Source organism: Paenibacillus sp. TAB_01 (assembly GCF_043945595.1).
Classification (GTDB): domain Bacteria; phylum Bacillota; class Bacilli; order Paenibacillales; family NBRC-103111; genus Paenibacillus_S.
The window spans coordinates 5,929,620-5,947,344 of sequence record NZ_JBIFNP010000001.1 but is presented as its reverse complement, the minus strand read 5'-3'; the positions used below and the strand labels follow the sequence as shown (position 1 = coordinate 5,947,344).

Here is a 17,725-nt window from a genome sequence, read left to right as displayed (position 1 = left end):
TTGCATGAAGCGCTTGGAGAAGCTTGAGAGGGTAGGATAAGTGTAAATTGGAAGGAATCAACCATCGATAAGGCCATTATTATTATTCCCAACCTCAAACGAATGGCTAAACCCTAATAATCAGGTCGACTTCTTCACATGAAGTCTATCTAATTAAGCTGAATGCCCTGCCGCGGCGAACCCCCTCTATGTCCTTATACCTATGTTTCCCTCACGGAACATACCCCTTCTCTTAGTGCTGCATACATATGCATACAATGCCCAACCGATTATCAATAATCCACCTTAAACTGGATAAATAGTCCAATAAAATGGACAATTTTACCTATATTTTGGAGTGGGCCTAAAGTCCTTATTTTTCTCTTAACGAATCCGGAAATTCATGTTATAATTTCTCGAATTATACAATATTTTGCGAAACAATCGATCTCGTATTAGGGGGAATTACAACTATTGTGTGGCGAGAGAGAGGCTCGAAGGAGGTAAGACAGCAAGCAACATTTTGATTCGGGCGAGATTAAGAAAGCAATAAAAGTGTCACACATGCAGCATGAATTTGAGAAGAGGGCAGGCTGATTTGAATCATGAGCTTTTTGGCAAACAGGTCTTTTAAATTAATCATCGTTTTCTTATTGTTGATTGCGATGGTATTCCCAGTTACCGGGAACAGAATTTACGCTGATCCGATTCCGGCAGAAGGGATCAGTATGTATCCGTCCGTATCTTCTGAGCAGTCTTCATACAGATATTCGATCTCGAACAAAACATTAAATGTAATTGTCGGTGATGTGCTCGACATCTACGGTAAGATCAAACCTTCCAATGCAACGGTACAAAGTTTTCATTTTCAAAGTTCCGATCCGGCCATAGTGGAGGCATCCGATCTTATTACTAGCGGAGGTTACGCTTACGGGACTATCACGGCCAAGACGACGGGAACCGTGACGATAACGGTAACGTTGAATAACAACTTTACCGATTCTATCACCGTGAATGTCGCTGCCCCGTCCATTTCCAATCTGAAGGTGAGCGGACTTCCCTATCCGGACTATTTCCTCAGGGGACAATATGATTATCCGGTGCCGTATTACTACGATCCGTCGACGATAAAGTGGTATCGTAAGAATGATAGTTCCCGCCCTGATGCCGGCGACGCGATCAAGGATGTGCAGGATGCCGTTTATAGCGGGGGGATCTATAGAATCACTGAGGATGATTTAGGCAAATATATCAGCTGGGGAGTTACTCTGGTGGATTACGAAGGCAACACTTATCCGGAAATCATAAGCGAACCTCAATTGATTACTTCAGCCCAAGACGAAGAGCTTCAAACATCGTCTTTCACAGGAGTGCTGGATGGCAAGCGCAGCTTTCAAAGACCGGATCTTCCATCCGAAGACGTTTCCAAGGTATATGACTCCTCGGACATTACTACGGTATCGGACGATAAGTTCAATTACTTTTATACCAATGTCACGCCGAAAATATCAGGGAAATATTCGCTTTGGGTAGATCAAGCCGCTTTGAAGGATCTTGGTGGGCGTGACGTAAGCGATTCGGTCTTATTTTTATATAAGGATAGTTTTGATCCAAATCAGCCGCTGAAAAATTTGATCGCCGGAAACGACGATACGAATCCTTCAACGCATGGTCATGACACGTATAATGACGCCGATCGCCCATTATCGTATATGCCGGATCTGGAGCTTGAAGCGAATGCGAATTATGTGCTGGTATTATCGACATTCGCCAACGGAGTCACGGGGGACCTTTCATTTAAAGGTATCGGACCTGGGGAACTAAGCATTACGATTCCCAGCCCGCTGATTCCGATCGATGATCAGAAGCTTTCGGACGTGTACGCAGGTTACATCGAGGGCAAGCAAGAGACAAAAACCATATCCGTCAGCATGACTGGCACTGATGATGTCAATAACATTGCGACCAGCCTGAGCGGTGCAAATGCGGATGCGTTTGGGATAACCCAGCCGGCGGCAACGAAGCTTCAAACCAGTGAGCCTTCTACAACGTTTAACGTTTATGCAAAAAATAATTTGCCGCCTGGAACCTATACGGCTTTAGTTACCGTGTCAGGCGATCAAATCACTCCTGTCACATTTCATGTAGAGCAGGTCGTTCAGCCGAATGATTCGCCTATTCTCCAATCCGTCGTACCAGGGGATTCCCATGCGGTAGTGACATGGCAGGAAGTGCCGGGCGCTTCCGCGTACAAGGTCTATAAATCCTTGGCTCCGGATTCCTATGGTACTTTGCAGGAAACGGTAGGGGAATCTGTATATCAATTGGATATTACAGGTCTTGCGAACGGAGTTACCTATTACTTCTCTGTCAGCGCGATCAAAGGGGATACCGAGAGCGCGCATTCCGGTCAAATGAGTGCACGCCCTCAGATCCCGGCGCCGGGGGCTCCGACCATTTTGTCCGCTGTTGGAGGAGACCGGAAGGTCAGCCTGACTTGGAGTCCTGTGGACACGACTGTCGGATATAGCGTATACAGCAGTGAATTTTCGGGATCGTACGGAGAGAACTTCCTAGTTGTGGGAGGAACCGAAGCTAACGTTGATGTTCCGGGCTTGATTAACGGTCATACGTACTATTTTATCGTTAAGGCAGTGAATGCCGGCGGAAGCAGCGAGCCTTCGCAAGAAGTCAGCGCTACCCCGCTTGCCGTTCCGGCTGCTCCGACAGATGTCACCGCTACGGCTGGTAACGGTAAGGCTACCGTTAGCTTCACTCCTTCGGCGGATAACGGCGGCAGCGTCATTACAAGCTATTTGGTCAAATCCGTAGACGGACAAATAAGTGTAACGGGCAGCGAAAGCCCGATGACAATTCCGAATCTAACGAATGGAATTTCTTATTCGTTTACTGTGCAAGCGATAAATTCGGTGGGAGAGGGCTTGGCTTCTGATCCTTCGAATGTTGTCACACCTTATAAACCTCATAAAAATTCGAGCGGCAGCGGCAGTACGAGTACCAGCACGCCTTCAGCTAATGAATCGTCAACACCAAGCCAAGGTGCGGACGTTCTTGTCAACAGCAAAGCGGAGAGTGTCGGTTATGCTTCGACAGCCCAAGTCGGCGGACGGATTGTGACATCTGTCGTCCTAGATCCGGTTAAAATGAAAACAAAGCTGGATGGCGAAGGCCAAGGCGCAATTATTACGATTCCCGTGCATTCTGATTCAGATGTGGTGATTGGAGAATTGAACGGGCAGCTCGTTCACAGCATGGAAGAAAAGCAGGCGGTCATTGAAGTCAAGACCGATCTGGCTTCGTATTCTCTGCCCGCCCAGCAAATTAACATTCAAGCGATTTCCAAGCAGTTGGGCCAGAATGTGGATTTGAAACAAATTAACATCCGGATTCAAATTGCAAAACCGGCAGCTGATGCAGTCAAGCTAGTAAAGGATTCTGCCGAGCAAGGGCGCTTCAAGATCGTGGTGCAGCCGGTAGAATTCACTGTGACAGGAAGCTATGAGGGCAAAGACATTGAGATCAGCAAGTTCGATGCCTATGTGGAGCGAAGCATTGCAATTCCAGACGATGTGGATCCTAGCCAAATTACCACGGCGATCGTTGTGGAGCAAGACGGCAGCGTACGGCATGTGCCAACGAAAATTGTTCAGATCGGCGGTCACTATTACGCGAAAATCAACAGCTTGACGAACAGCTTGTACGCTGTTGTTTGGCATCCGCTTGAGTTTAAAGATGTAGAGGAGCACTGGGCCAAGCAGTCCATTAACGATCTAGGCTCCCGAATGATTATCGACGGGGTAAGCAGCGATCGCTTCAATCCTGACCAGTCGATCACCCGGTCGGAATTTGCGGCTATTTTGGTGAGAGGTCTCGGGCTGAAGCTGACGCAGGATGCGAATTCGTTCCGTGACGTGAATAAGACAGACTGGTATAACGCATACATTCAAACCGCTTATACGTATCATCTGGTTAACGGATTTGAAGACAACCGCTTCGTTCCGGAAGGATATATTACAAGGGAGCAAGCGATGTCTATGATCGCTAATGCAATGAAATTAACCAGATTGCCTGTGGGCAGTCAGATGCCGGCTTCCCAGGCGCTGGCTGTTTTCGAGGACATGAATGCCGCTTCGGATTGGGCAAAAGACAATATTTCGGCGTGCTTCCAGGCGGGAATCGTATCAGGACGCAGCGATGTCCAACTGGCGCCACAAGAACATATTTCGAGGGCAGAGGTAGCTGTCATCATTCAGAGACTGCTGCAAAAATCGGGATTAATTGATTAAGTAATTGCTCAAAAAGTTAAATAGCGTGTTCACTTTTAGGGTGAGCACGCTTTTTTATTTTTTTCAATATTTCCGCTCACCTTTCTTGTTGGGTATTACAGTTCTCCAGCTGATATTAGTGAAGATCCCCACTTTTTCATAAACACTTCACTAATTCGAAGAAAAATAATAGGAATACAGAGAATTTTACATTTTACCACTTTGCATAAAAGCCAGAATCTGATAGGATATAAAGAAATACTATAAACTTAGTGGGGATTAAAGGAGGCACCTTTTCGTGCAAAAACCGACGCATCTGGAACAACCCGATTCCATACAAGAACTGACGCATTTGGACCAGCTCGAGGCTGAAGCGATTTATATTATACGAGAAGTAGCGGCGGAATGTGAGAATCCCGTGATGCTGTATTCGATCGGCAAGGATAGCTCCGTGATGCTGCATTTGGCGCTGAAAGCTTTTTATCCCGAGAAGCCGCCGTTTCCTTTCATGCATATTGATACGACCTGGAAGTTCAAAGAAATGATCGAATTCCGCGATCGCAAAGCGAAAGAATTCGGGATCGACATGATCGTGCACTCGAACCAGGAAGGGATTGAACAAGGGATCAACCCGTTTGATCATGGCGCCGCGTATACCGATATTATGAAAACCCAGGCATTGAAGCAGGGATTGGACAAATACGGCTTTACGGCTGCGTTTGGCGGCGGAAGACGTGACGAGGAGAAGTCGCGTGCGAAAGAGCGGATTTTTTCATTCAGGAATAAAAACCATGCATGGGATCCGAAAAACCAGCGTCCGGAAATGTGGAAGCTGTTCAACACCAGAATTAATAAAGGGGAGAGCATTCGCGTTTTCCCGATATCCAATTGGACGGAAAAAGATATCTGGCAATACATTCGCAGAGAAAACATTGATATTGTGCCTCTCTATTTTGCAAAGGAAAGACCCGTTATCGAACGTGACGGGCATCTCATTCTGGTGGACGATGACCGGATGAAGCTTGAGCCGCATGAGAAAATTGAAATGAAGAAGATGCGGTTCCGCACCTTAGGCTGTTATCCTCTTACTGGCGGTGCCGAGTCGGAAGCGGATACGCTGGATACCATTATCGAGGAGACGCTTGGTGCGGTTTCATCCGAACGGACAACTCGGGTTATTGACCAGGAAGCGGCGGGAAGTATGGAGAGACGGAAACGGGAGGGCTACTTTTAAGATGAAAAGTCTACTTAAATTCATTACCTGCGGAAGTGTCGATGACGGAAAGTCCACTTTAATCGGACATATGCTTTATGATGCGAAGCTTCTGTTCGCCGATCAGGAAAGAGCCTTGGAGCTGGACAGCCGGCTGGGCAGCCGCGGCGGTAAAATTGACTATTCCCTGCTTCTGGACGGGCTGCTGGCCGAACGTGAACAAGGGATTACGATCGATGTGGCCTACCGGTATTTTACGACAGATCACCGTTCGTTCATTGTAGCGGACACACCGGGACATGAGGAATATACGCGGAATATGGCGGTTGGCGCATCCTTTGCGGATCTTGCCGTCATTCTTGTGGATGCGACCAAAGGGGTCATTACTCAAACCAAGCGCCATGCTCGGATTTGCGCGCTTATGGGAATTAAACATCTTGTCTTAGCTGTAAACAAAATGGATTTGGTCGGCTTTGATCAGAAGAGATTTAATGAGATCAAAGAAGATTTTTTCCAAACGACCGCTGAATTTCACCTTCAAAGCATCCAAGTGATTCCTGTTTCCGCCACAGAAGGAGATAACATTACCCGAAAATCGCCAAATTCACCTTGGTATGAAGGTCTTCCTTTGTTGTCGTATTTAGAAAATGTGGATGTGCATAACACGGATGATGCGAAGCAGTTTATGATGCCGATTCAGCGTGTATGCCGTCCGGACCATACGTTTCGCGGGTTCCAAGGCCAGATCGAGGCAGGGAGTATCGCGGTCGGCGATGAACTGACGACTTTGCCCAGCCGTGAAAAGGCCAAGGTTAAACGCATCCTGGTGACAGATCAAGACAGAAATTCGGCCCATGCGGGACAGCCTGTCACGATTCAATTGGACCGTGAAGTCGACGTCTCGCGGGGCTGTGTTTTCACAAAGGACAGTCAGATCAAAGAGGCGGACAGCTTCAGCGCCACGATTCTATGGATGGATGATTCCGTACTGACTCCCGGTAAAAACTATTTGGTCAAGGTAGGAACGAAAGTCCTGCCCGGTACGGTGACGGCCATTGCGCATAAAATTGATATTAATACCGGAAATACGGTTCCGGCAGAACATATTGTCAAAAATGAATTGGCGCAATGTGAATTTTCTTTATCGGATAACATCGTTTTTGATTCTTTTGAACATTATAAAAGCATCGGCGGATTTATTCTGATCGACCGCGTAACCAATATGACCTCGGCTTGCGGAGTCATTGACCAAGCCCTTCAAAGCTCTGCCAGCATTGTACGGCTGGAGACGGAAGTTACCAGAGATGTGCGTGCCGAGCAAAAAGGGCAGAAGCCGTTAACCCTCTGGTTCAACGGTCCGGCCTCGGATAAAGCAGCAGTTGCCAAAGAAGTCGAAAAACGTTTGGTATCCACAGGCTTCCATACCATGTTACTGGAGAATGGCCGGGAAGAATCGCCGCGGCGCGTGGCGGAGACGGCCAAATTGTTGAACGATGCAGGGCTCATTGCCTTGGTCTCGTATGATTCTCCTAATGAAAGCGACCGGGCAGCCGCGCGGGGCATTATCGGCAAAGAGTATATTCAAGTTTATGTGAATGAATCTTCTGCAGTCAGCTCGAGCGCTAATGAGGCGTCTGGCAGCTCGGAAATCGCGGTCGATACAAGCAGGCATTCAATCGAAGCAGCTGCGAATGATGTAGTGAAACGCATAATGAAATATGTGATTAATTAGAAGTTGTAACAAATAGGCGCAGCGAAACCGTCTTTGCACAATCGAATCCCTACATCATCTTGAATGGTGATGCAGGGATTCTTTTCTCGTATGAAACGATTTCGTGATGAATGTGGATTCATGTATTTTGCAGAACGTATAAAATCAAAGAAATGATCAAACGCTTATGAGTTTGTTTTGATTAAATCCCTTGTATCTCGGATTTTTTTAATTATCTGTCTTGTAGCTTTTATAATTGTTTTCTAGGCTCGAATAACTTGTGAACAAAGTAAAAAATATGAAATTATTTCCTATCCCTCTCTAATTTAGTATAATAATCAATAAGATGTAAGGTTAGAGAGGCGAAAAGATGGATCAATATTTTCTAAGCAGAGTAAGAAGGATGATTGACTCTATAGGCAAGAAAGAAATTTACGAAGGCATTATTATTTCCGATGAACGAAAAGACAAGGAATTAAAGTGGGATCATAGAACAATAAATCATAGTACTTTTGCAAAGGTTTCTTTTAAGGAATCAACTCTTTCTAATTGTAATTTTTCACTAAGCGTATTTATAGATTGTTACTTTAAAAAAACGAGTTTGGAGAATATTAATTTTGTGGGATGTAAGTTTATTAATTGTACATTTGATAATATCAAACTGGTTCAATGTGATATAAGATTTACAGTTTTCGAGAACTGTTATATTGAATACGATGAGGTTAAGAATTGCCTTCCGGCTCAATCAAACATTAGATGGAAAATGTGTACTAATTTAGCACTGGAAAGCTTACGAGCTGGAGATTCTGAAAATTATCGAAAGTTCTTTTTTGAAGAAAAATCAGCTTGTGAGGAGCATTATCTAGGAATGCTCCTTCAAAAGGAAAAATATTATAAGCAAAAATATGACACCATTGATAGAATAGTTGGATTGATTAAATATATAAATAGTCAGATAAGTAAGCTCATCTGGGGCTATGGCGAAAGAATTCAGAATTTGGTTGTTGTTATATTTTTTATCTTGCTAATATTTGCAATATGTTATAATATGCAGGACAGTGTGTTTAAAGAAGCTAATTCCTCTCAAGCTATAGCAAAGAAATTAAACTTTTCTGAGAGTTTATATCTAAGTTTTTGTAATTTTCTAACTATAACTTCTGATTTCACTTCTATTAACCCATTTGTTAGAACTATTACCGTTATCGAGGGTACATTTGGAGTTGTATTAATGGGTTTTTTTGTTGCTGCACTGTTTAGATTCATCAACAGAAGGTAAGGGATCCATATGATTAAATTCGATATATTAAACAAAAAATACAAATTATTCAATGATGGATCTGTGGATTCTATATGCTTATTTGGTTCATATGCCCGGGGGGATTATGATGACCAAAGCGATATTGATCTATTAATAATAGTTGAAGATTGTGATGAAGAGAATTTAATAGCTAGAAAGAAAAAAATTGAGAAAGAATTAGAACTTCCATATCATTGGTTATCTGTTTATAGAAAATCATCAATTAAGGCTATGCACAAATATGGATCTTACTTTTTATGGCACATTAAAAATGAGGGGAAAATTTTATATTCACGAACCCCTTTCTTATCTTCTTTATTAGATACATTACCTCCGTACTTAAAAACTAGAGAAAACTTGATTGAATATCTTGAGGTCTGTGGTGATATAAAAAAATCAATCCAGATGGATGCAGTTACACTCAAATATGATCTTTCAATTCTTGCTTCAATAATAAGGAACACATGTATAGCTCTTTGTTTCCTGTATAATAAATACGATTTTGGAAAGTATAGCGTTGTAAAACAATGCCAGGATATTTTAGGCAGAGAGTTTCCGATTACCTTAGAGGAGTATGAGAAACTATATAATTTCAGATTGATTGAGACTAGAAATCTGAACTTAGGACATGCTGTCGAGAATATAATAAATAAGGATTATTTGCAAAGCTGGATAAAACACGCAGAAGACTTAATTCACTTAGCTTTAGATAAAGAAAGGGAGGTGAGTTGTGTATGAATACTCAGTTTCTTAATACACAATTGGATGAACTTCTTGCTTCCGGATCTTCTAGGCCATATATTTTTAGAACCAGATTAGAACGATTAATTATTCGATTAACTATATTTTTCGAATCAGAAGGTAACCCGGATCACCGACAAACTATTTTAGATATATGTAATTCGATCAAGAACAAAATAAATTATATTTCTGATAAGAGTAATCAAAATTCGGAGGGGGAGTTAAACTCGTACGGATACTTTAAGGATGATTTAATCAAACTGAAAACTCTCATAAGTTAGTGTATTGCCCTAGTAGGTAAGGGGCTGTCCAAAAAGTCCCCAAAATAAAAAGGTTGGGCGAGAAAACGTAAGGTTTTCCGTCCAGCCTTTTTGTGTGCCTGCTTGTGCAGAAATGCAGCAAGGCGGATGCCCGCCACTTTTAGTAGGTTGTGGGCCAAAGCTACAATGCCAAACTCGGTGTGAACCTTATCCAGTCCCCGCAAGGAGAACCGACGGAACGACCGATTGCCCTTGAGGTGACCGAACACGCTTTCTACCTCGACTTTACGCCGAGCATAGATGGCGGATTTCTCGTCATCCTCAAGGGCCTTTTTGGCCTTTGCTTTTAATTCTTCCCACACCGTATTCCAGTGAACCTGGCGGTTCCCCTTTGCTTTCGTGCATGCCGGCTTGAAAGGGCAGTTGCTGCAATCTTCACATTCATACACCTTGAAGCTTTGTTCCAAACCCGATGCGTTCTTCTTCGTTTGGTATTTCTTAAAACAAACGTAACGGCCATTCGGGCAAAGGAATCGATCATCCAACGCCTCGTACGTCCAGTTCGAAGCGTGGCGAATGTCTTTCTTGTAGCGCCGCGTTCTCTCTTTCATGTAGCTGCCATAGGGAATGAGAAAGTCAAATCGCGGTTCTCTTTCTTCGCCCACCGCATACAAGTAGTTTTCCTCACTGCCATAGCCCGCATCCGCAATCACCGTTTTCGGCATCGGCAAAGAAGACGCGGCCAATCGCTCCATATGCGGAATGAAGCAGCGCGTATCGGTAGGTTGCTGATGAAGGCTATAAAACAAAATGAACTGGTTGTCCGTGGCCATTTGCACATTGTAGCCCGGCTTCAATTGACCATTTTTCATGTGGTCTTCCTTCATCCGCATAAACGTGGCATCCGGGTCGGTTTTGGAGTAGCTGTTGCGATCGCCAAAGCACGCTTTCTGCTGCTCATACTTGGCGAGCCGGGGTAAAAAGTCCTCCCGAATTTGTTTCAGCGGCTGCTTCCAGGCACGGCGCTCTTTGCGTAAGCCTTTCCGCTCTTCGCTGCCGCTTGCCTCGGCGAGTTGTTCCGTCAATCCTTCGACCTTCTCCTCCAGCACGGCCGCTGCTTCTTCGAGCCTGGCAGAGAGCTCGTCCGGGGCTGCCGCCGCGTATTCACCAGCTTCTTGTTGTGTAAGGGTATGAATATGCGCAAGGGTCGCCTGTACCTGTGCCTTGAGCTTCTCCTCGAAGCGAAGCGTGGATTTTTTCCACACAAACGAATACTTGTTTGCGTCAGCTTCGATCTTCGTGCCATCGAGAAAGTAGTTTTCCATCGTGATGTAGTTGTCTGCGATGAGCTTTTGGATCATCGTTTCAAACAACTCGTCCATGAGTGCCTTCATCCGCACCCCACGAAAGTCGTTCAAGGTCCGGAAGTCCGGCTGCTGCATCGCAGCCAGCCACAGCGCCGGGAGATTTTCGCGCAGTAGCTTTTCGGTACCTCGGCAAGAGTAGACCTTTTGCGAGTAGCCGTACAGAATGACTTTGAGCATCATTTTGGGATGGTAGGAACTGCGGCCTCCACCCGTATAGTGAGCAAACAGCTGCTCGTCCGGGATCGCTTCAATCATTTCATCGATGACACGTGCTACATGGTGAGCAGGGATGAATAGCTCCAAATCCAGAATCATCTGAGCTTGCTTATTGTCATAGGCTTGAAAGGTAGAGGCCAGATTTTTTTTGGAAACTGCCTTTTCTTCCAAATCCCCTAGAGGAAGTGTCTGTTGCATGGTATACTGTTTCGTAGTAGTCGTCAGATTACGCATAAAAACCGTCCATTCTGTAGATGTTTTTGTGGTAACTTTCATTTTACAGGAAAAGACGGTTTTTTTGTGCCTATTTTTAACATTTAATAAAAACGGGGCGTCCAGCAGTCAGCTTTACTGACTTTCTGGACAGCCCCTTTTTTTTACCTCCCCTCACTTCGTCCAATGCTTAAGCTTCCTATATTGGGTCGGATTCATCTTGATCTTCTGCTTGAAGAAGTGGGAGAAGTGAGACGTATCGTAGAAGCCGAGATGCTCGGCAATCGCTTCGATACTGAAGTTCGAGTTGCTCAATAAAGAGCAGGCCTTATCGATGCGGAGCTGATTGAACAGCTCGATCACGCCGCAGCCAAACTCGCGGTTGACGAGCCTCTCCAGGTGGGAGTGGCTGACCGTTAACTCCCGCGAAACCTCGTGAAGGGTAATTTTGCGGTGCAGGTTTTTATGCAGGAAGGTGAGCAGCTGGTTTTTGAAGACGATCTCCGTGCCGCCGATCGCTTTTTCTATGCAGGCGGTCAGTAATTGATCGAGCAGATTCGCCGCTTTGATCTTGGAAATTTTGGTGAACTCGCCGCACTCCTTCTCTATCGAAGGAAGCCGATCGAGAACTTCCGGGGACTCGAGCACGGTGAAGTCATGAATGTAAGCCTCGAACAGGGCAATCAGCCCTTTGCGGTCCTTTTCATTCTGCAGATTAATTCCGAACTGGTAGTACCCTTGGTCGGTTTTCAGCGCATGCTTGCGATGGGGCGGGATGATGCACAGCTGGCCTCTTTTTAACGGATACGTTTCCCCGTCGATATGCAGGAACAGAACGCCATGAATAATAAAAATAAACTGATAATAGAGATGGTGGTGCTCGCTCATTTCCCAATGCTCTTTGCGGTTATAAAAGTTGACTTCGTAGTAAGGCTCCGGAAGCGCAGTGAATAGAAACTCCGTTTCATGGTTCAAGACGGCTGATCCTCCCTCACCTGAATGAAGTGTATGAATGAGCAGAATATACAAAAGGATGGTTCAATTGTCAATGTGAGGAATCGCTGAAACTAGATATAATCTAGGTATTAAGCTCAACAGCTGCATAGACGGAAAGATGAAAACTTACAACCTATAGAAGAACGAGCTCTGGGCTATAGGAAGAAGGGAGGAGCTAAGGTCTATTTTGACACATATTGAAAGCGTTCGCAAAATAAGCGTGTGCCGGGTCGATGGCTGTTCCGTTATGAATGGATAACCACAAAACCGCGAATCCAAGGGAGGATTAATATGTCCAAACGAAGCGTATCTGCGTTAGCTCTTTCCGCACTTTTGACCGCGTCCAGTGTTGTTGCGGGCTGCTTGAGTGATAGCCCGGCAAGCGGCAATCCCGGGAACCCATCGGCGGAAGCCGGAACGGGAAGCTCTACGGGAACCTCAAGCACGGATAAGCCGCTTACCGTCAATGGCTGGGCGGACTTTATTCCGGCTGCCGGATCCAGCGGCGTGACCAGCTACAATGACCAGATCGTCTGGAAGGAAATTGCCAAGAGAACGAACGTGACGGTGAAATGGGAAACGACGGCGGCTCCCGGTTCGGAGGATTACAAGGCCCAATTGGGCTTGATTATGGCTTCGGGCAAGCTGCCGGATTTAATCGGGCATATCGATCCGGTGCTCGCCGACCAGTACGGTCGTCAAGGCGCGCTGCAGCCCTTGGAGGACCTCATCAAGAGCAACGCTCCGAACTTGCAAAAGCTATTGGACAGCAATCCGGCGGTCAAAGGGCAGATTACGGCGCCGGACGGACATATTTACTTTTTCCCGAGGCTGCTGCTGGATCCGCGTACCCAGACATTTGCCGGGTTCATGCTGCGCGGAGACTGGCTGGAGAAGGTCGGCATGAAGGCGCCTGACACGACCGATGAGCTGTACCAGGTTTTGAAAGCGTTTAAGGAAAAAGATCCGAATGGCAACGGAAAGGCCGATGAAATTCCGTTCACAGATAATCCGAACCCGATCATTTGGGCGTTTGGGGTAGGCAGCAGAGGGCCGAACAGCACGGATGACTTTTTTATTGAAGACGGCAAGATCAAGTACGGACCGACGGACCGAGATACAAAGACGCTTTGCAATATTTGAATAAGCTGTACACCGAGGGCCTGCTCGACCCCGAGTATGAAGGAATGAAGGCGGATGTGCGCGACAGCCGGGTGATGCAGGAGGTGTCCGGCTTTATGTACGGCTCATATGCCGGTTATTTAACGAAGTATAACAAAATGCTCAAGGGTGCGAACAAGAACCCGGGCTTTATCGCTATGGCGCCGCCTAAGGGGCCAACGGGCGAACGGAATATTATCGGTAAGCACAATGAGATCGATCCGGGCCGCGGAACGGCGATTACAAGCACTACGAAGAATGCGGCGCAAATTACGAAGCTGATGGATTATTTCTACTCCAAGGAAGGCGCGCTGCTGCTTTATTTCGGAATCGAGGGGGATACGTACACGATGAAGGACGGGGTTCCAACCTATACGGATAAAGTAGCCAACGATCCGAAGCTGGACGTATTGAGCTATTTGAACACGTATGTCGGCTATGTGAGCGGCTGGCCGTCCTCCATGATGCCCGAGCATTATTTAGCGACGTTAAGCGATGAAGGCAGGAAAGGAAATGCGCTGTCCGTACCCAATGCCGGGAAGAAGAAGGTGCCCGCGCTGCATTTCACGCCGGAGGAGCTTGGCGAGGTCCAGTCGCTGCAGCGCGACATCAACACCTATGTGGATGAGAACATGAATGCGTTTATTCGTGGGAAGAAGCCGTTCAGCGATTACGATGCCTTCCAGCAAGGATTGAAAAAAATCGGCTCGGACCGGCTGACCCAGCTGTACAGCCAAGCCTATGAGCGTTATAGCAATGTACTTAAAGCGAAGAACTAACGGAGGCGAGGCAGGATGGAACTGGAGCAAAGCATGTCGCGGGCCCAGCCCCGGGTCAATCTATGGATGCGGAACCGGCTGAAGCGCAATATCGTGCTGTACTTGTTTTTAGCCCCCGGAGCGCTTTATTATATTTTGTTTCACTATGCTCCGATGTATGGAACGCTCATTGCCTTTCAGGATTACAACCCGTTCCAAGGGATGATGAACAGTCCCTGGGTCGGCTTCAAGCACTTTCAAGCTTTTTATGATTCGATTTATTTCGGCAGGCTGATCCGCAATACATTTCTCATCGGGGCTTACAGCATTGTATTCGGATTTACGATTCCGATCATTTTTGCCCTGCTGCTGCATGAAGTGAAGCATACGAAATTCCGCACGGTAATCCAGTCGATCAGCTACCTGCCGCATTTTATTTCGACCGTCGTTGTGGCCGGCCTGATTGTGACCTTTACTTCGCCTTCCACAGGGTTTATTAACGGGTTGCTTTCGATGTTCGGTGCGGGCAAAATTGACTTTCTCCGGGAACCGGGCTGGTTCCGCACCGTCTATATCTCCTCGGGCGTATGGCAGACGCTAGGCTGGAGCTCGATCATTTATTTCGCCGCCCTGACCGGTATCAGCCCGAGCTTGTATGAAGCCGCCGATATGGACGGGGCAAGCCGCTGGCAAAAAATTTGGCACATCAGTCTGCCGGGAATCAAGCCGACGATCATTACGATCCTGCTGTTGGATCTGGGGCGCGTGATGGACGTTGGCTTCGAGAAGGTGTTTCTTCTGTACAATTCAAGCACCTACGAAACGGCGGACGTGCTGAGCACCTACGTGTACCGCTCAGGCTTGGTGCAGCAGCAGTACAGCTTCGCATCGGCGGTAGGCTTGTTCAATTCGGTGCTGACGTTTCTGATGATTATTATATTTAACAAGCTGGCCCGCCGGCTGAGCGGCTATTCCTTGTGGTAAACGATTTTGATGAAAGCGGGTGCTGCTGACATGAACCGGTTATCCAGGCAAATGAATGGAACCGATTACACGATTTATGCACTGCTTGTGCTGACTGCGATCGTGTTTGTTTATCCTTTTTACTATGTGCTGTCGGCATCGCTCAGCGATCCTGCCTCGGTCCTGTCCCATCCGCTGCTGCTGTATCCGGTCCAGCTGTCGCTGGGCGCCTACCGGCTGCTGCTGTCCACAGATACCATCTGGCTCGGGTATGGCAACAGCATCCTATATACCGTGTGCGGAACAGCACTTAATGTGACGGTCACGCTGCTCGCAGCTTATGCTCTGTCGCGCAGTGAACTAGCCGGACGAAGAATCGTTTTATTCTTTATTGTGATTACTTTATTTTTTAACGGGGGCATGATCCCGACGTATTTGATCGTGAAATCGCTCGGACTGCTGGATACGCGGTGGGCGCTTATCGTGATGGGGGCCGTGACGACGTGGAATCTGCTTATTACCAAAACGTATTTGGAAATGAATATTCCGCAGGAGCTGCGGGATGCTGCCGAGGTTGACGGGGCCAGCGAGCTCAACTTTTTTGCCAAAGTGGCGCTTCCGTTATCCAAGCCGATTATCGCAGTCATCGCTTTATTTTACGGCTCGGGTCATTGGAATGCTTACTTCAATGCGCTGATCTATATCCGCCAGCGGGACTTGTATCCGCTTCAAGTGTTTCTAAGGGAAATGCTGATACTCGATCAAAACACCGAGATGATGGGGGATGTAAGCGACTCCCGCGCTCTGGTTTCTTTAACCCTCAAGTTCGCCATCATGGTTGCGGCGATTGCACCGCTGCTGATTGTGTTCCCCTTTATCCAGCGCTTTTTTGTCAAAGGCGTATTGATCGGCGCTCTGAAGGAGTAGGTGTCGGCAGGAAACGTAATAAACCAAGCAAATGCCAAAAGATGCGGAGGCGTCGGAAATGAACATACAGCGGATGAAAAATATGCAGGTCAGCCTGGACCGATTAACGGACGGCAGCGGCCATCAGTTTTACGGCTATTACGATAATCCGGCCTGGAGCCACAATGACCGGTACCATCTGGTTCATAAAGTATCCTTCTGGGACCGGCTGCAGAATAAGGACGATAAAGCCGAGCTGGGCATGATCGATACAAGCACCAAGCAGTACACGCCTGTGGCGGAAACAACGGCCTGGAATTTTCAGCAGGGGACCATGCTGCAGTGGAATCCGCTGGCGCCGGAGGATGAAATTATTTTCAATACGTTCAGCGGAGGTCAATACGCAGGGGTCGTGCTGAATGTCCATACGAAGGAGCAGCGTTTGCTGGAGCAGCCGGTTACGAATGTGGACCCGACGGGGAAATATGCGCTCAGCGTCAATTTCAGCCGTATGTTCGACTTTCGCCCGGGCTACGGTTACGCTCAAATTCCGGATTCTTACGCTCAAGAGCCGCATCCGTCGGGCGACGGCATCTATCGGATAGACCTCCTGGACCGGACGGAGCGAGCTGATCCTTTCTTTACAAGCCATTTGGGATTTTACGAAAGACTTCTTTAATGGTCAGGATCATAAAATTATGATTAACCACATTAATTTCAATACGGATGGAACTCGCTTCGTTTGTCTGGTCCGCAATTTCCCAACCGCATCCGCTGCGCACTGGAAGACGGCGATTGTTACCGCCAAGCATGACGGCACGGAGTTGTTTTTGCTTAGCGATTATTCTTATGCCTCGCATTATCATTGGAGAGATCCGGAGCATCTCGTTATTTATTCCCGAGGAGCGGAGGGCTCGGACGCCGGCAACCAGCTGTACGTGCTGAAGGATAGGACTCATGAGGTGGAGCCGGTAGATACCGGCTTCTTCCTGAAGGACGGCCACTGCAGCTATTCGCCGGACCGCAGGCTGCTGCTTTACGACAGCTATCCCGATGAGGACAGCTACCGGCATTTGTACTTGTACGATTTGGAGCGGAAGCAAGGCGTTACTTTAGGGTCGTTGTACTCTTACCCTGAGGTGCAAGGCGACTACCGCTGCGACCTGCATCCTCGGTGGAATCGTGCCGGAACGGCCTTTTCCCTGGACTCTACGCACGAAGGCCGGAGACAGATGTATGTTGTCGATGTCCGCGGGATCTTCCCGGGTGCCGGCGGGGAGCGGAAGGCCTGATTTTCTGGCTAATTCCGGCAGCGGTTGTGCTGCTCAGCGGTACTATTGTAGAAAGACTCGCTGCAGGGCGGGTAAAGGATCAGCAGTCATAATAAACAGGTAAAACAAATGACCACGTACGTTCAGTATGTGGTCTTTTGTTATGCAGCTTCATAAAAAAAATGATAATCGATGTCAAAGTGTGAAACCTTTGCCGCTTAATCCATCATAAATTGACAGATAATTCAATCTATTATTTCTGATAATTTCCTTAATTACCCTTTTAATGGATAAAAACAACAATTTCATCGTTTTCTCATCATCTTTTAATACTTTGATAACAAATTTTAAATAAGGAACACAATGATGCGGAAATGATCATAATGT

The 17,725-nt window shown here is 46.8% G+C and carries 13 protein-coding genes; 11 read left to right on the top strand and 2 right to left on the bottom strand.

The window, feature by feature from the left end; all coding sequences use genetic code 11:
* The first annotated feature begins 707 nt into the window (after positions 1-707).
* The 5 genes from ACHHV8_RS28950 (at position 708) to ACHHV8_RS28930 (ending at position 9,224) form a co-directional block, all read left to right on the top strand.
* Positions 708-4,286 (top strand): S-layer homology domain-containing protein, encoded by a 3,579-nt coding sequence (locus tag ACHHV8_RS28950; RefSeq protein WP_395162763.1) that lies wholly within the window; start codon positions 708-710, stop codon positions 4,284-4,286.
* Between the two features lie 313 nt (positions 4,287-4,599).
* Complete coding sequence (cysD, locus tag ACHHV8_RS28945) at positions 4,600-5,499, top strand: sulfate adenylyltransferase subunit CysD (protein WP_395163653.1); 900 nt, start codon at positions 4,600-4,602, stop codon at positions 5,497-5,499.
* Position 5,500: 1 nt separating this feature from the next.
* Entirely contained in the window at positions 5,501-7,210 is a 1,710-nt protein-coding gene (locus ACHHV8_RS28940; protein ID WP_395162762.1) for a GTP-binding protein, read from the top strand.
* 349 nt (positions 7,211-7,559) lie between these two features.
* Complete coding sequence (locus ACHHV8_RS28935) at positions 7,560-8,465, top strand: pentapeptide repeat-containing protein (protein WP_395162761.1); 906 nt, start codon at positions 7,560-7,562, stop codon at positions 8,463-8,465.
* Between the two features lie 9 nt (positions 8,466-8,474).
* A complete protein-coding gene (locus ACHHV8_RS28930; protein WP_395162760.1) occupies positions 8,475-9,224 on the top strand; it encodes a nucleotidyltransferase domain-containing protein in 750 nt (249 codons plus the stop codon).
* 280 nt (positions 9,225-9,504) lie between these two features.
* Here ACHHV8_RS28930 and ACHHV8_RS28925 read toward each other — a convergent pair whose 3' ends face one another.
* Positions 9,505-11,304, bottom strand: coding sequence for an IS1182 family transposase (locus tag ACHHV8_RS28925; RefSeq protein WP_395162759.1), 1,800 nt, complete (start codon positions 11,302-11,304; stop codon positions 9,505-9,507).
* A 153-nt stretch (positions 11,305-11,457) separates the two neighbouring features.
* Positions 11,458-12,258, bottom strand: coding sequence for a helix-turn-helix transcriptional regulator (locus tag ACHHV8_RS28920; RefSeq protein WP_395162758.1), 801 nt, complete (start codon positions 12,256-12,258; stop codon positions 11,458-11,460).
* Between the two features lie 312 nt (positions 12,259-12,570).
* Here ACHHV8_RS28920 and ACHHV8_RS28915 point away from each other — a divergent pair, with 312 nt between their 5' ends.
* The 6 genes from ACHHV8_RS28915 to ACHHV8_RS28890 are packed head-to-tail and all read left to right on the top strand — an operon-like array spanning position 12,571 to position 17,359.
* Positions 12,571-13,422 (top strand): extracellular solute-binding protein, encoded by an 852-nt coding sequence (locus tag ACHHV8_RS28915; RefSeq protein WP_395162757.1) that lies wholly within the window; start codon positions 12,571-12,573, stop codon positions 13,420-13,422.
* Positions 13,419-14,219 (top strand): type 2 periplasmic-binding domain-containing protein, encoded by an 801-nt coding sequence (locus tag ACHHV8_RS28910; protein WP_395162756.1) that lies wholly within the window; start codon positions 13,419-13,421, stop codon positions 14,217-14,219. Before ACHHV8_RS28915 ends, ACHHV8_RS28910 begins: the two co-directional genes overlap by 4 nt.
* Positions 14,220-14,234: 15 nt before the next feature.
* Positions 14,235-15,182, top strand: a complete 948-nt coding sequence (locus ACHHV8_RS28905) for an ABC transporter permease (RefSeq protein ID WP_395162755.1) — start codon at positions 14,235-14,237, stop codon at positions 15,180-15,182.
* Positions 15,183-15,212: 30 nt separating this feature from the next.
* Positions 15,213-16,088, top strand: coding sequence for a carbohydrate ABC transporter permease (locus ACHHV8_RS28900; RefSeq protein ID WP_395162754.1), 876 nt, complete (start codon positions 15,213-15,215; stop codon positions 16,086-16,088).
* Between the two features lie 58 nt (positions 16,089-16,146).
* On the top strand, positions 16,147-16,746 hold the full coding sequence (locus ACHHV8_RS28895) for a hypothetical protein (RefSeq protein WP_395162753.1): 600 nt from the start codon (positions 16,147-16,149) through the stop codon (positions 16,744-16,746).
* Between the two features lie 19 nt (positions 16,747-16,765).
* Positions 16,766-17,359 (top strand): TolB-like translocation protein, encoded by a 594-nt coding sequence (locus ACHHV8_RS28890; RefSeq protein ID WP_395162752.1) that lies wholly within the window; start codon positions 16,766-16,768, stop codon positions 17,357-17,359.
* Positions 17,360-17,725 lie beyond the last annotated feature (366 nt).